Below are 16,293 nucleotides of genomic sequence, written 5' to 3'. Positions count from 1 at the left end.
CCTTTCATTCGGTCTCCTCCTTTGGCAACTTGGGCGTGTCATGTCCGCCACGCTTGCCTTTCCCATGAGAAAACAACCGCTGTGCCTCTTGGATTTCTTCACGAATATTAGACATCTCTTCATCTAACTGATAGGCAGCTTCTGCCGAACGTCGTAACCGTTCGCTAATTTCAGCAGGAAATTCCCCTTGGTATTTGTAGTTTAGTGAATGTTCGATCGTTGCCCAAAAATTCATCGCCAGTGTACGAATTTGAATCTCCGCTAAAATAATTTTTTCTCCATCGATCAATTGAACGGGATACTCGATCACTAGATGGTACGAACGATAGCCGCTGGCTTTTTTATTGGTGATATAGTCCCGTTCAATGATGACTTTCATGTCTTTGCGTGTTCGCAACAATTCAACGACTTGGTGAATGTCTTCCACAAATTGACACATGATTCGCAAACCGGCGATATCAGACATCTCTTCTTCAAGCCGATCCAATGCAATCCCTCGTAATTTGCTTTTCGTTAAAATACTATCCACTGGCTTGACACGACCCGTGACAAATTCAATGGGAACATGTTTGTTTTGTTCCCGATATTGTTTTCTTATGCCTCTTAATTTTACTTTTAATTCTGAAACCGCCTGTTCATAAGGCGCTAAGAATTCTTCCCAATCTCGAATCATTCTTCTCCCTCGATTCTGTTCATAACATACCCCTTATTCTACCATACTCTTGGAATAAAACTGAATGGACAGAAGTGCAGAAACAAAAGATTTTTTGTCTGATCCAATCGTTGCTGCTTTTCTTTGTATAGTTTCTTTGACGGAATAGTTGAAACAGCGTACACTATGGTTGCAATAGAAAGAGAGTGAAAATCGATGGTCGAACAAGTAGAGATTGAATATAAAACGATGCTGACGGAAAAAGAATACCACCAGTTGCTTACTTATTACAATTTATCAGAAACAGCCTTCAAGACACAGACCAATTATTACTTTGATACAGCAGACCATAAATTGCGGGAAAAGCAATTTGGTTTGCGTATTCGCACGACGACTACCCATGCGGAGTTAACACTAAAGACCCCCATTGAACACGGTCTACTAGAAACGACTGATCCTTTACCGAAGGAAATCGCTGCGTCATTAATTGATTCAGAAAAAATTCTATCTACGGGTGTAGTTGCTCAACGCTTAAGAGCAGCGAATATCGAACCTGATTCATTACGCATGATCGCAGCATTAAAAACAAGACGGGCGGAATTCCCGATCAAAGAAGGATTACTCGCTTTGGATGAAAGCTGGTATGGTCAGCAACATGATTATGAATTGGAGCTAGAAGTAAGCGAGCCGCTCCAAGGAAAGCTTGCCTTTCAATCGTTGTTGCACACCTTTGATATTCCTTACCGACCAGCAAAAAACAAGATCATTCGTGCTGTTGAAGAAAAATCATAGTAGGCTGCCCTTTTGCTTACTTTTTTCGCGTTTTTTTGCTATATTTAATAAAACATACTTATTTTGTTTTTCAAGATACGAAAGAATCTTAATTGGGGAGAGATTCAAATGATCGAACTATTTTTATTTATTAATCCGATTGGGCCTATTTGTTATGATATCGAAAAAGAGATTATCAACAGATTAAATACAAATCGCAAAAAAATCCATTTGCAGATCCTACCTTTCGTTAATTTATTTTCAGTAGGCGTTTCGATGGACTATTTGTCCATGAACAAGGCGGATTTGGTCTTGCGTAATGAACAGACCAACCAAATCTACGCTGCGTCACTGGACTATAAAGCAGCCCAGTTGCAAGGAAAAAAAATTGCTCGGGATTTCTTATTGAAACTGCAACAACGAATAGGGATCGAAAAACAGGAATATTGTGACACCTTAGTAAAAGAGCTATTTTCAGAAACAAACGGTGATTTAGAGATGTTCTTAGAAGACCGTACATCTGAGCTAGTGAAAAAGAACTTTGCCACCGACCAAAGGGTAGCGAAAGACATGGGCATCACGATCACACCTTCTGCTGTGGTGTATGATTTTTCAAGTGAAGAAGAATATGGTGTCCTCTTGGAAGGATCTGAAGAGCTAAAAAGTCTTCCACTTATCTTTGGCACAGCGACAGAGCTTGATACATTTTTACAAAGTGCACAATCCTTACAAGCACCAAAACTTTCCATGATTCATGAAATTGATCGCGGGTTGATTCTTTTATGAAACCCTATTCAATAGCAATGCTGCGCAACGAGCCAAACGTAAAGTCATCGTTTGGCTCGTTGCGCAGCGTTTTCATTGTGCGCGAACAAAAAACAAACCAATCCATTGTGGATTGGTTTGTACTGTTTCATTTATGCTTCGATTTCTTTAACGAGTGCTTCCAATTCATTCAAACGTTGCTCAAATACTTTCATCGCATCTTCAATATAATCTGCTTTCGTCATATCGACGCCTGCTTTTTTCATGACTTCGATTGGATAATCACTACGTCCGGCTTTCAAATAGTTCAAATAGTTGGTTAAGGCATCCGGTTCGCCAGCTAAGATTTTCTTCGCCAAAGCAGAAGCTGCGGAAAAACCAGTTGAATATTGGTAGACATAGTAATTGTAATAGAAATGAGGGATTCGTGACCATTCGAGACGAATCTCAGGATCTTTTTCAACTGATGGTCCGTAGTATTTCGCATTTAACTCGGCATAATTCTCGCTTAAGAATTCACTGGTCAACGGTGTTCCTTTCGCATCTTCTACGTGCATGAAATGCTCGAACTCGGCAAATTGCGTTTGACGGAATATCGTGCCTTTGAAGCCATCAAGAAAATGATTCAAGACATAGGCTTTGACCCGTGAATCAGTCTCAGTCTGAAGCATGTATTCCGTTAATATATTTTCGTTCGTCGTCGAAGCGATTTCTGCTAAGAAAATCGAATAATCGCCATAGGCATAAGGCTGGTTATTCCTTGTGAAATAACTATGCACACTGTGCCCCATCTCATGAACAAGGGTGAAGAGTTGATCCAATCGATCATTCCAGTTCATTAAGATATAAGGCAGCGTGTCATAAGCACCTGACGAATAGGCACCACTGCGTTTGCCTTTGTTTTCAACGACATCGATCCACCGATTGCTGAAGGCTTCTTCAACTACAGCGAGATACTCTTCCCCTAATGGTTTTAGCGCTTCTTTCGCTTTTTCGACTGCTTCTTCATAGGTGTAGCGAATCGGTGCTTCCCCTAAAATCGGCGTGTAGACATCATACATATGAAGTGTGTCGACAGCCAACAGGCGTTTTCTTAATGCCATATAACGGTGTAGTAACGGCAAATGCTGATTAACGACGTCCACTAACGTATCATAGACACTTTCAGGAATATGATTGGCACTCAAAGCGGCTTGGCGTGCGGAATCGTATTTACGAGCTTTGGCTTTAAAGTTGTGGGCTTTGATATTCGTACTTAAGGTTTGGGCAAAGGTATTACGGAATTGCTCATAGACGCCATAGAGACCTTTAAAGGCCGCTTCTCGGACAGAGCGATCTGTACTTTCCATCAACTCACCATAGACACCATGTGACAGCTGCACTTTTTCCCCATTTTCGTCTTCAACGACTGGAAAATCCAAGTCAGCATTGTTTAAAACAGAGAAAATATTGCCAGGGGCACCAAAAATTTCGCCAGCACCGGCCAATAACGCTTCTTGATCGGCAGGCAAAACATGGGGCCGCTCGTTGATGGTTTTTTCGATCATATGACGATAAACTGCTAACTTAGGTTCTTGATCGAAATAGCCCCAAATCGTTTCATCGGACATCGTCAATAACTCGGGATCAAACCAAGCAACGGCTTCACTTACTTGCGCAACTAAACTGCTGGCTTTCGCATATAAGCCTTGATAAGTCGTATTAGCGGTGTCTTGGTCGTTTTTTAGATGGCTGTAGACATACAGTTTCTCCAAGCGGCGAGAAAGATCTAAGACAAATTCTAAAGCGGCTAAAAAGGCTTGCGGACCGTCTGCTAAAGTGCCTTGGTAACGGCTGGCTTCTTTGACCTGTGCTTGAATTTCTTGAAATTCTATGTCAAAAGCCGCATCATCGGCATAGATTTTCGTTAAGTCCCACGTTTTTTCGACTGGGATCGATTCACGTGCTGGTAATTGTTTTGTTTCTGACATTCCCTTCACTCCTTGTTCATTGGTTAAAAATATCTTATCACACTTTTCAACGAAACCAAATCATTGGCTTGAAAAAGAAACCGAATTTTCTAAATATTGGCATTCTTGAAAGATTTCTCGCAATATTTCTCTTTGATCAAGCAAAGGAAAGTGCCAGTGCCAATGCAACTGCCTCAGCCGGATCAACCACTGCTCAAAATTAATGGGACAATCACTTAAATAGAGAAAGCGAAAAATCAGTATGCGGTGTTCAAATAAAATGCCAAACCGACTTTCACAGTAGCACCACAGAGGCAGCTGTGATACATTCCCATTCAACGGGTATACTATTTCTTGAATCTCTCTGATTTTGGGCAGTTTGTTTCGTAGTTTTCGAATCACCCACAACCGATAATCGGTCGCTACCCATTCAGAAAAATTGTGGGTCTTCGATCCTTCTGTTGCGCACAAAGGTCGAAGTGTCTCTTTCCTGTAAGGCTCCCCTTTTTGTGTAGCAATTCGTCGACTGCTTACCCCTTCTTGATAATGCCATTTGATTTGGTTCAGCCTCACTAATGCCTGATTTCGCGTATCAATGAGCCACAAGCAAAAGCCAGTAGACTGATAAGTACAGCAGGCTTTTACCAAAAACGACCACTGGCGTTTCGGATACAATTTGGTCCCGAGGATCCACCAAGGCTGATAGCCATTTGCTAAATAAGTGGTGGTTCGTTCCAGAAATCGTGAAAACTTGAGGGAAGAACACTGGACTTCAATGGCGATATTCTTATAACAAAGGTCAGGACGCTGTTGGAGTTTAGGCAAAAAGGCTTCGATCTCAATCCCTGTATCTTGAAACCACTCAAACAAAAGTTGTTTTGCTTCCAAATGTTCCTTCGTCTCCCCTTCACTGTACGTCTGACAATCAGTACTGGTTTGATGGGCAAAGTGGGGCTGTCGCTTTGGTCCCTGCCTCAAAATCACTTCTTTCTGACATCCTGGGCAATAAAAAGGGCCCGATGATTTCTTTCTCCCTTTCGCTGCAATGACTTCTTTTCTTTGGTTCAACGCTCTTAGCATCTGGCTCACCTCAATAAAAGATACGCCATTTTCTTTAATCACAATTGAAAAAGCCAAGAACATTGTCAAAATGTCCTTGGCTGGAAATGATTTTCATTCATTAATCATTCTTGAAGTAGAAACGAGTCAATTCAAGTGCGTCGTTTTCCATAATCAACTCACCGTATTCAGATAAAACCTCTGGCGTCACTGACGTCCGTTGAGCAAACTCCATCAAATAAGAAAGTGCGTTTTCCACTTCAATATCAGTAACATCTGCATCCATGAATCGAATTTCAATATAATAATGGTTGCCCATTTGGTAAAGATTGGTTGCAACAGAATCCAAATATACTTCGGATGCCAATTGAATCATATCTTCGAATCGCAACAACTCGAATACAAAACGATTGCCGATATCTTCTGCTTGCTCTGACTCTTGTAATTGAGCCGCCACATGCTTTTTCAACATATCGGTAATGTCTTCATTCGCTTCATCGTTCATCTCATCAAAATTTTCCATTCCTTCTGGTGGAAGATTTTTGCTAATAAACAATTCTAACCCATCGCCTTTAGGCAAGACTTGGAAAGTTACAGCTTCACTGCCTTTAAATTCTTCGTCAATATCAACTTCTTCAAGAATACTATAAAAGAAGTTTTCAATTTCATTGTGATTTCCTAGAAGGTCAAGAAAAGTGATGCCTCTCGCAGCTAAGTCTTCACTTTTGATCAATACACGAATGGTGTTCTCATTGATATGTTCCATTTCCATATTAGCTACACCTCACTTTTGCTACTCACTATAGGTTCATTGTATCGAAACCTGATAAAAAGTAAAGAGAAAACGAATATCCTCTTAAGAAAAACGTAAAAACTCAAAAAAAGACTCACTTTCTACGAGAAAGCGAGTCGATGAAGTCAAATTTATAAGCCTGCCATTAATTGCGCTTGTCTTAGTTCCAGTTGGCGAACATCCCTTGGTAAGAACCGACGAATTTCATCTTCGTTAAACCCAACTTGCAATCGTTTTTCATCAATCATGATTGGCCGACGCAATAATCCTGGATTTTCTTGAACAAGTGTCAATAAATCTTTTAGGGGCAGGTCATCTAGATCCATATTCAACTTTTGGAATACTTTGGATCTGGTGGAAATAATTTCTTCTGTGCCATCTTCTGTCATCTGTAGAATTGCCTTAAGCTCAGAAATATTTAACGGTTCTGAAAAAATATTTCTTTCAACAAAAGGGATTTCGTGCTCTTGTAACCACGCACGAGCTTTGCGACAAGATGTGCAACTTGGGGAAGTGTATAGTGTCAACAACGTGCATCTCTCCTTTTTAATTTTCAATCAAGCAAGTCCTGTTCCCTCGCTTGATTTCAATTATACAGGTTTAACTAAAAAAAATCTAGTCTAAATCTCATATTTTTTAATAAAACTCGAAAGTTATATTAAAAGCGAAACCTCTTAGGCAAAAGGTTTCACTCAAAAACTTCGTTTTTAAATGAGAAAACTCAAATTTTTTTTTAATATTACTTCTTTTATACAACAGTGTGTCAAAGGTGTATCAAAAAGATGTCAGAATATTAAAATACTCTTTTAGTTGAATCGCGCGTTTTTTAATTTCCTATCTGTAATTACATGTGTAATCAAAATACAAGGAAAAAAACCAAGTCCATGGCTCAATCGTTTTCAAAGGAAAAATTTCACGAACCATTGTTGCCTTCAAACCGACAGGGCTACAATAAAAATATATGTTATTTTTTTCAGAGAAGATTCTCAACTCATCTCTTCAATCTTGATTCAATTGTATCACATTCCTTTTTAATCAGAAAACCATACAAGCATTTCTGTCATAATCGACATTAAAACAGCAGGAGAAATGAATATCTGCTTATAAATGAAAAGGGTTTCTCACAAAAATTTAGTGAAAAACGATCAACCCAAGAAGCCCGTCTTTTTATGCTTTTTCCTGACAAAACATAAAAAGGCTAGGGCTTTCTTGAATGGATCGTTCCTTTTTTCTAAGAGAGAGACGGTTCCCCATCACGAGCGAATTGCGCATCATGCAATGCGCGATAATGTCCCCTTTTCGCCATCAATTCTTCATGGGTTCCTTCTTCCAAGATGCCTTTTTCACTAACGACAATGATTCGTGTTGCATGTTTGATCGTCGCAAGACGATGAGCAATGATCAAGGTTGTGCGACCATCTGCCAATGAATTTAAGGATTCTTGAATCACTTGCTCGGTTTCCGTATCTAACGCTGATGTTGCTTCATCTAATATCAAAATCGGCGGATTTTTCAAGAACATCCGAGCAATCGCTACCCGCTGCTTTTGACCACCGGATAATTTGACTCCTCGTTCACCAATGACTGTATCCAACCCATCTGTCATTTGATCGATGACTTTTTCCAAGTGTGCTAACTTGACTGCCTTTAGAATCTCTTCTTCTGTTGCATCGAGTTTGCCATATGCAATATTTTCTCGAATCGTTCCTGGGAAAAGAAAGACATCTTGCTGGACAGTCCCAATCTGCTGACGTAAAGAAGCCAAGGTCATCCCCTGAATATTGATGCCATCGATCGTAATAGCACCTTCCGTGACTTCATAAAAACGTGGCAAGAGATTGCATAACGTGGTTTTCCCTGAACCACTTTGTCCTACGAAGGCGATCGTCTCGCCGGCTTTGATCGACAAATTGATGTGATTCAAGACTTTTGTCGCATCCGCATAAGAAAAAGAAACATCATGGTAGACGATATCTCCTTTTAATGATTGAACGGCTCGTGCCACTGGTTTGTCTTTGATCGTCGGTTCTTTATCCAATTCTTCCGTCAATCGTTTGAAGCCGGCGATTCCTTTGGGATAACTCTCGATCATCGTATTGACCTTCTCAATTGGTCTAACAAAGACATTTGACAATAAAATAAACCCTACAAACTGGCCATTCGTCAGTTCACCGCGAATCACGTAGTAAGCACCAAAAATCAGAGCAAACAAGTTGATCAAGCGAATCAGGAAGTAATTGTACGCTGAACTGATCGCCATTACCTTATAAAAAAGGATCTTTGATTGACGATAGATTTCGCTCAATCCATCAAAGCGTTTGTGTTCGAACGTTTCATTGGCAAACGATTGAGTCACCCGAATGCCGCTGACAGATGCTTCCACTCCGGCGTTGAACTCACCGAGGTTGTCATAGATCTGTGTGTTGACTTTGGTCATTTTCTTATTGAAAAAAACTAAGGCGATCGTAATCAATGGAATCAACGCAAATGTCGCTACCGCTAATTGAACATGCATATTTAACATCAATAGGAATGAACCGACTAAAGTCATGATGGTAATAAAAACATCTTCTGGCCCATGGTGAGCGACTTCAGAAATTTCAAAGAGATCCGTAGTCAAACGACTGATCAGCTTGCCAGTCTTTTGATTGTCATAATATTCAAAAGATTGCGTTTGCAGATGTCGAAACAGTTCTTGACGCATATCTGTTTCAATATTGACCCCAAGTTTATGACCATAAAAAACTACGATATATTGCAACACAGTATTGATCACATAAAACAAGAACAAGCCTAAGCATGCCAATAGTATCAGGCGAAAGTTGTTCTGGGGCATGATCTTATCGATTACTTGGTTGACGGCTACGGGAAAGGCCAGTTCTAATAAACCAGCAAATACCGCACAAGTAAAATCCAACATAAATAGTGACCGATACGGTCGATAATAACGGAAAAACCTTTTTAACACATTTCCCCCTCCTCAATAGCTTTCATTATAAGCAACTCTTTGAAGAAATGCAAAATGAGAAACATGTGAAAATGGGTAAAATTCACTATAATTTTGAAAACCTATCAAGACGCGGATTTCTAAAAATAGTAAATAAAACCTTTATTTCACAAGGTTTTCCCTCTTTTTTTTAGAGTCATAATAGCTTATGATTGATTCGAAAACAAACTGAAAATTTTCACTAACTCTGAAAGGCGTGTCTCTTGTGATCACTAGTATTCTTTTTGATGTCGATGATACCTTATATGACCAGCAGCAACCATTTCGTAATGCCGTAACCTCATGCTTCCCACAAATTGCCCCCAAAGATCTAACCGCTCTATACTTACGGTTTCGGGTGCACAGTGATGAGCAGTTTGGACGGGTATTGGCCAATGAATGGACACTAGATCATTTTCGCTATCACCGACTGACGCATTCATTAACGGATTTAGGGTACTTACCTATTAAAATGGAAGAAAGCTGTAAATTCCAGCTGTGTTATGAACAAGAACTAGATGCCATTACGCTACATCCTGAAGTTGAGTCAACCTTGAACTATTTGTCTAAATTACCAATCAAGTTAGGGATTATTACTAACGGTCCCACCGACCATCAACAAAAGAAATTGGATCAGTTGCAATTGACTCGATGGATCAAACCAGAGCATATGATCATTTCCCAAGCAACTGGCTATCAAAAGCCGCAACTAGAAATTTTCCAATTGGCAGAAACCGATTTTGCTCTTGATCCAGAAACGACACTGTACGTTGGTGACAATTTTGATAATGACGTGGTCGGCTGCAAAAAAGCCGGGTGGCAAGCCTTGTGGTTCAATCATCGTCTCCGTCAAGCGCCTAATGGATTGGAAGATTTGCCAGATGTGTCGATCACTGCTTTCTCGCAGCTCCAAGAAAGTATTGACGCCCTCTTGCAGCTTCCTGCATACGCCTATAGCTAAAAAAACATGGACCTTCGCTTCAAGCGGGTCCATGTTTTTTTGAATGCTTAATTTTCTTCACCGATACTCAAAATCAGGCGAATATCTTCTTCGGTCATTTGTTGAAGCTGTGTTTCGTTGCCTTGGATCACTTTTTGGAAAAGTTCTCGTTTTTCTTGTTGCAGTGCATCCATTCGTTCTTCAATGGTTCCTTCAGCAATCATTCGCCAGACTTCGACAACATTTTTTTGACCGATCCGATGGGCTCGTCCAGCAGCTTGTTCTTCCACCGCCGGGTTCCACCACAAATCGTATAAGATTACAGTGTCTGCACCGGTCAGATTCAGTCCTGTTCCTCCTGCTTTTAATGAGATCAAGAAGACATCTTTTTCACCACTATTGAAGGCATCGACCATCGTCAAACGATCTTGTGGCGGGGTACTGCCGCGCAAATAAAAGGATTCAAACCCTTCTTGTGCTAGCTCTTCTTCAATGATCGAAAGCATGCTAGTGAATTGAGAAAATAGCAGCACCCGACGGCCATTTTCTTTGGCTGCTAAGAGTAAATCTTTTACCTGTTCAAGTTTCCCAGAAGAACCTTCATAATCCTCCACGAATAATCGTGGGTCGCAACAGATTTGCCGCAGTCGAGTCAAACCAGCTAAGATACTGATTCGATTTTTACGGAAAGACGTAGAATCCATTTGCGCGATTTCTTCCCGCATTTGCCGCAAGTACGCCAAATAGATTTTCTTTTGTTCTTCTGTAAGGACACTGTAATAATTTGTCTCCAATTTTTGCGGCAAATCATGCAGCACGGATTTTTTGTCTCTTCGCAAAATAAAAGGTTTGATCATTTTCGCAATTTCTTGTGTGGACAGTTCTTTAAATTTCTGTTTGTTCGGGAAAAAGCCTGGCATAATCATTTGGAACAAGGACCACAATTCTTCTAGATTGTTCTCGATTGGTGTGCCACTGAGGGCGAACCGCTGTGGAACTTCCAAGGATCGCAAGGCCTGTGCCGTTTTGGTCGCACTGTTTTTGACCATTTGCGCTTCATCTAAAATCAAACAAGTCAGATCTAATGCTTGATAGGCATCAATATCTTGCCGCAAACTTGCATAAGAAGTGATGCGGACGTCCGCTGGCTGCGCCATCTGCCCTTCGCGCTCTTCTTTCGTTCCGCTGATGACAGACGCGGAAATCGTTGGCGCAAACCGTTTGATTTCTTGTTGCCAGTTGAACGTTAGACTGGCAGGTGCCACGATCAATGCATTCAACTTTTGTTTCTCTTGTTTTTCTGAAAGTAAGTAGCTGATCGTCTGAACGGTCTTCCCTAACCCCATTTCATCGGCAAGAATACCGCCAAATTGATAATGGCTCAACATTTTTAACCAACGAAAGCCAACTTCTTGGTATTGCCGCAACTCAGCATGCAAGTTTTCTGGCAGCTGCGCCTCAAAGTTTTCTGGGTGGATCAAGTCTTCCGTCATTTGCTGAAAGCCCGCGCTAAAGCTGGCTTGATCAGCAAACTGCTCTTGCAGGAGCAGCCCTTGATTCATAGGAACTTGGATCGCCCCATCCTTCGCTTCGAGTGAAAGACGCAATTTTTTCAGGGCAGCACTTGCTTCTTGAAACTCTTCTGATTCCAATGAAAGGACTTGCCCATTTTCTGTGGTATAAAATTGCGCAGATTGCAACAGACTCCGCAAAACATCGTTGATCTCTGATTCTTGAATGCCGCTAACATCAAACTTGATATCCAACCAAGAACCATTCTCTTCAATCACGATTTCTGGTCGATGATGCTGGGCATCAAGGTAGAGTTCTCGCAGCTTCTTGCCGATGCGGACTTCACCTAATTGTCTCAAGACCGGGATCTCTCTCGTGAAAAAGGCATAGAGTTGTTCACCTATCGGGAGGTTTTTTTGCCAGTTCTTACTGCTAGCTTGATAGCCAAAGGTTTCAATAATGGCTTCGATCCGGGATTCTTGCTGGAAATCACGTAAAATCTCTGGATGATTTTCTGGCATGTATTGATGTTTTTCATCACTTGAAAAAACGACTTCTCCATAAGTAAAATCAACTTGTAGATCTACTTGACCTTTGATTTTCCGCAAGGAGAAAACTGCTTTCAATTCAGATTCTTCGATGTCATTTTGAACCTCAGGGGCCACTTGGACACGCCCAATTTTTCGCAAATAAGGCAAAACTTTCATAAAGAGATTCGCCAGCTCATCTTTTGGATAATCAATGATTGGCTGTTCAAACCGTTTAAACAGCTGCTGCATCGTGACATAGATTTCCTTTTGCTCGACAGTCAATTCATAAAAGGTTCCATCCAACAGCCCCCAGTTATAATAACTAAGTAAGTGGTCGAAGTCTTTTACGAACTGCAGCGGAAAATGATCCGCTTCTTTTGTGACTGAAAACGTCAATGGTTCCCCGGTTCGAAAGTCTGCTTGACCGACCTTGGTTTCACCAATGGTGATTTGCGTATAGACATCATTGAATTGCAATAGCAGTTCCTTGCCGAATTCAACGGGCAGCAGCAAGTATTTTTTGTCAAGTTTGCCATTGATTTGAATGCCGGCTTGCCCCATTAATTGCTGGGTTTGGGCGATTCCTGCCAATCGATTTAATAAAGCTTGATTTTTCTCATCAAAGGCATCCGCAGAAAGGAAAAAGGTCTGTTGCTTATTGGTCGCATAGTGCTTGTTTTCTTGATACATTTGTAAAAATTTGTAAATGTCTTTGACGACATAAGTCCTAGCCGTACCGCGATGCCCGACCTTCAAAGAGACGCCTAAAATATCCATCTCTTGGTGATATGGATTTGTCGCAATCGTATCTACCCGAAATTCAATCTGTAATGGTTTACTCGCTTCTTTTTCGCTGTTTATGCGGGCAAAACCATTGGAAAACATCTCTGAAGCAGAAAAGGCTTTTTTGATGGGGGTTTGTTCATTGATTTTTCGTGTTTTTCCTTGTTTGCGTAAATAGAGTTCGACGGCCACCGTATGTTTGCAATAATGGTGCTCTTCCCAATAAGGACATTGGCAATAATCCACTTCTTTGGCAGTAGCATCCAAAGTAACTAAATACAATTCTGTTCCTAGTACTTCTGCGTGCCACACATTTTTCTCTTTATCCGGTGTGACAGACAAGACACGACCTTCATTAACGTAGGTTCTACCTCGCTCGATTACTTTTTCTGGAATACTCCACTTCATAAGAGCCCTCCTCTCCTTATTCTTTTATTCGGATCCGGCTTTGCCCGCTGCCGTTAGTCTCTACGAAAACTTGTTGCAGGATTCTTGCCCGCAATTCTCGAACATGACTGATGATTCCAATCATGCGACCTTCATTTTCGATCATTTCTAATGCTTCCATCGCCATTTCCAATGATTCTTCATCAAGCGAGCCAAAGCCTTCATCGATGAAGAGTGCTTCGATCTCAATCCCGCCAGCTCGTTGCTGGATCACATCTGCCAAAGAGATCGCCAACGCTAAGGCTGCAATAAAGCTTTCGCCACCTGACAGCGTATGGGCTCTTCTGACTTGACCGGCATTATCGTCATAGATATCGATCTCTAATCCTGTTGAGCTCCGATAGCTCCCGACTTTATCTGCTAATTCAAATTGATAACGGCCGCGGGTCAAACGGGCCAAACGTTCGTTGGCGACTTCTAAGATCTCCGTCAAAAATTGCTGTAGTACATACCGTTCCAAACTGGTTTTTTTGACGTTTTCACCATTGATGGTTTCTGCTAATTGCTGAAGTTGGCCTAATTGGGCAAGTTCTTCGACATTTTGCTGATAAATGACTTGCAACTCGTCAAACAACCGTTGATTGCCATTGACTTTCTCCTGTTTGCGGACTGTTTCTTGCTGTAATTCCTCCATCACAGTCTGCAACTGAAGGTAGGCCGTTTCCAATTGGTTTAAATCTATCGTAGCTTGCTCTTTTAACTGCGCATCTAACAATGCTAGCCGTTGCTGAACAAACGCCGTTTCTTGCTCATAGGTTTTGATTTCTTCTGAGAGAATGGTTGTTTGAGGGGCTTGGGCAATCAAGTTCCGCATCGTTTCTTCAGTCATACCAGCTTCTTGGAGTCGCTGCGTCAGTCGTTGTTCTGCTTTTGTCTTAGCCGCTTGCTTTTCTTCAAAAAATTGCTGCAGATTTTTCAGCTTCTCTGAAAGGATCGCTTGTTGCTCGTTTATCTGCGCTTCTTGTCGGGCATCCGCCTCGATTTGTTGCGTATATTCCATTAGTAAACCATTGGTTTCTCCTAAATCAGCTTGTAATTGTTCATACGTTGCGCCGGCAAGTTGTTCCTGCAAAGAAGCCAATTTCCCCTCCGCAAGCTGGCGCGCTTCTTGAGCTTTTTTCACTTGCTCACTGACTTGCTGATAGGACTCATTGAATGTTGCTAGCTGCTCATTTACTGCCTGATGTTTCTTCTGCGCTTCTTCATAAGAAGCGGCTTTTTGTTGATTAAACGATTGCCGTTTCTTTAGTTCCGCTACCGTCGTTTCCTCGGTAATCGCCTCTTGGTTTTCTATCGGCTGCAAGGCAGCAAATGCCTGTTGAACTGCAGTCCAAGCTAATTCCACTTGCTTCTGCGCAGCAGCACTGGTGGCTTGCCATTCGCTGATTCGCAATGTGGCTTGCTCCTGCAGCGTTTGATTTGCCGATACTTGCTGTTGGATCTTCGTCAATTTTTCTTGTGTTTGCTCAAGTCTTTGCTCACTGGCAATGATGTCTTCGATGCGATAGGTCGTGTGCTCCTGTGTATTCGGATGATCCAAGGATCCGCAAACCGGACAGGGTTCATTTTCTTCCAGTAAAAGGCGAAGCCGAGCAATTTGCATTCGAGCATTTTGACTGGTCTCTTGTTTTAGCGTTTTTTTCAGCTCCAGCAAGGATGCTGTCAATTGCTGTTGTTCAAGGACTAACTCCGAATGAATTTGTTGCTGTTCCCCTGCTTTTTGCTCGGCTTCATGAAACAGCATTTTTGCCTGCTGCCATTTTTCTACCTGAGCCTGCGTTTCTACCAATTTCACCGCTTCTGCTTGAAACCCTCGCAAGGTGTCGATTTCTTCTGCAAGATGCTGTGCTTGCGTTTTGGCACTTGCTTGCGCTTGATTTATTTTCGTTAACTCGATGGTCTGTTGTTGTGCGGCTTTTTCAAGCTGCGCCACTTCCTCTTGCTGGGCTTGTGTGCGCTGTGCTAGCGGGATCTGCTGCTGGATTCGTTGAACTTTTTGACTAGCAGCTTCCTGTTTTTTCTTGATGCCGTCAATCAACGATCGTTGGTCTTGCCAGCTTATTTGTTGCTGCTGAATTTCTTGCAGTTGCTGCTTTGTTTCGTTGATTTGCTGAGCAGCTTGCTGTGCTTCTTTCACTCGTTCTTCTTTTTGCTGCATGATTTCTTGATGTTCAAGCGCCCACACCAACTGGTTCAACTGGGCTTTTTTCTGAGCGATCTCGGTTTTTTTAGCATGCAGCTCTCGGGCTTTTTCTTGTAGACCTTGCCTTTCGATCCGCGCATTTTCGATTTCTTTTGCACGGTAAAAAGCCTCTTGCGCAGCTTTCATTTCTTGCATTGTCTGGTCTTTTCTCTGCAATAACTGCTGAAGTTGGATCTGTTGTTTTTCTAAATCTTGCCCCCACAAAGTCAGACATTCCGCAACCGTTAAAACTTCCTGCTCTTCTTCCCATTCAAAACGCTCCATGATCTGCGAAGCGACTAGTTGCTGATGTTCAAGCTTTCTGCTTTGCGCTTTGTCCTGTTCTTTTAGCCATTCATTAAATTGCTGGTACATTTCCGTACCAAATAGATTTCGCAAAACTCGTTCTTTCTCATTACTGCTAGCAATCAGAAAATTACGAAATTCTCCTTGCGGCAACATCATGATTTGAAAAAACTGTTTGGCATCCAGTTGCAGCAGATCCTTGATAAACGCATCAACCTCTGTCCGTTTACTGATCTGCTTTTTCTCTTTGCCATCTGCGTCAAAAATTGTCAATTGAACTTTTGCCGTTTGGTTGGTGACCCCGTCACCACGTTTTTTTGCTAACGTTTGTTCCGGTTTCCGTTGGATCTGGTAGGTAAAACGCTGATGTTCAAAAGTAAACGTGACGCTGGTCTCTTCGGTTGGTGAAGCAAACATCGAACGCATTTCTTTGCCTGAACGCAGATTCCCCGATGTTTCACCAAATAAGGCAAATGTCATTCCATCGAAAATCGTCGTTTTTCCTGCACCAGTTTTACCGCTGATCAAAAACAAACCGCCAGCTTGCAGCTGACTGAAATCCAATTTTTCATCGATGAATGGACCAAAATTTTTCATTTGTAAAGACTTTGGTTGCAT

11 protein-coding genes are annotated in these 16,293 nt (G+C 41.6%); 3 read left to right on the top strand and 8 right to left on the bottom strand.

Annotated elements, in window-relative coordinates; genetic code table 11:
* Positions 1 to 4 precede the first annotated feature (4 nt).
* Positions 5 to 673 carry a GTP diphosphokinase gene (gene yjbM / locus ENLAB_RS15080; RefSeq protein ID WP_077452515.1) on the bottom strand — a complete coding sequence of 223 codons (669 nt, stop codon included), beginning with the start codon at positions 671 to 673 and terminating at the stop codon, positions 5 to 7.
* A 195-nt stretch (positions 674 to 868) separates the two neighbouring features.
* On the opposite strand from yjbM, the gene ENLAB_RS15075 reads away from it, so the two are divergent.
* Both ENLAB_RS15075 and ENLAB_RS15070 read left to right on the top strand, forming a co-directional pair.
* Positions 869 to 1,444 carry a CYTH domain-containing protein gene (locus ENLAB_RS15075; RefSeq protein WP_081118447.1) on the top strand — a complete coding sequence of 192 codons (576 nt, stop codon included), beginning with the start codon at positions 869 to 871 and terminating at the stop codon, positions 1,442 to 1,444.
* Positions 1,445 to 1,552: 108 nt separating this feature from the next.
* Positions 1,553 to 2,209, top strand: coding sequence for a DsbA family protein (locus tag ENLAB_RS15070; RefSeq protein ID WP_223080146.1), 657 nt, complete (start codon positions 1,553 to 1,555; stop codon positions 2,207 to 2,209).
* A gap of 131 nt (positions 2,210 to 2,340) precedes the next feature.
* Here the strand turns inward: ENLAB_RS15070 and pepF are convergent, their stop codons facing one another.
* From pepF to ENLAB_RS15045, 5 genes are all read right to left on the bottom strand, one after another.
* Positions 2,341 to 4,158: an oligoendopeptidase F gene (pepF, locus tag ENLAB_RS15065; protein ID WP_244351864.1), complete on the bottom strand. Its 1,818-nt coding sequence runs from the start codon at positions 4,156 to 4,158 to the stop codon at positions 2,341 to 2,343.
* Positions 4,159 to 4,218: 60 nt separating this feature from the next.
* Positions 4,219 to 5,217, bottom strand: coding sequence for a competence protein CoiA (locus tag ENLAB_RS15060; protein WP_244351862.1), 999 nt, complete (start codon positions 5,215 to 5,217; stop codon positions 4,219 to 4,221).
* A 100-nt stretch (positions 5,218 to 5,317) separates the two neighbouring features.
* Entirely contained in the window at positions 5,318 to 5,968 is a 651-nt protein-coding gene (locus tag ENLAB_RS15055) for an adaptor protein MecA (RefSeq protein ID WP_077452520.1), read from the bottom strand.
* Positions 5,969 to 6,120: 152 nt separating this feature from the next.
* Positions 6,121 to 6,519 (bottom strand): transcriptional regulator SpxA, encoded by a 399-nt coding sequence (gene spxA / locus ENLAB_RS15050; protein ID WP_003127030.1) that lies wholly within the window; start codon positions 6,517 to 6,519, stop codon positions 6,121 to 6,123.
* Between the two features lie 701 nt (positions 6,520 to 7,220).
* Positions 7,221 to 8,957 (bottom strand): ABC transporter ATP-binding protein, encoded by a 1,737-nt coding sequence (locus ENLAB_RS15045; RefSeq protein WP_244351859.1) that lies wholly within the window; start codon positions 8,955 to 8,957, stop codon positions 7,221 to 7,223.
* A gap of 244 nt (positions 8,958 to 9,201) precedes the next feature.
* Between ENLAB_RS15045 and ENLAB_RS15040 the strand changes: the two genes are divergently transcribed.
* Entirely contained in the window at positions 9,202 to 9,936 is a 735-nt protein-coding gene (locus tag ENLAB_RS15040; protein ID WP_194195361.1) for an HAD family hydrolase, read from the top strand.
* A 47-nt stretch (positions 9,937 to 9,983) separates the two neighbouring features.
* On the opposite strand, the gene ENLAB_RS15035 is transcribed toward ENLAB_RS15040, so the two are convergent.
* Together ENLAB_RS15035 and ENLAB_RS15030 are read right to left on the bottom strand one after the other, a co-directional pair.
* A complete protein-coding gene (locus ENLAB_RS15035) occupies positions 9,984 to 13,148 on the bottom strand; it encodes a DEAD/DEAH box helicase (RefSeq protein ID WP_244351857.1) in 3,165 nt (1,054 codons plus the stop codon).
* 16 nt (positions 13,149 to 13,164) lie between these two features.
* On the bottom strand, positions 13,165 to 16,293 hold the full coding sequence (locus ENLAB_RS15030) for an AAA family ATPase (protein WP_244351855.1): 3,129 nt from the start codon (positions 16,291 to 16,293) through the stop codon (positions 13,165 to 13,167).

Source organism: Enterococcus innesii (assembly GCF_022846515.1).
GTDB classification, from domain to species: domain Bacteria; phylum Bacillota; class Bacilli; order Lactobacillales; family Enterococcaceae; genus Enterococcus_D; species Enterococcus_D innesii.
Note: the sequence above shows the minus strand (reverse complement) of the source record. Positions and strands in the feature narration are given on the sequence as shown.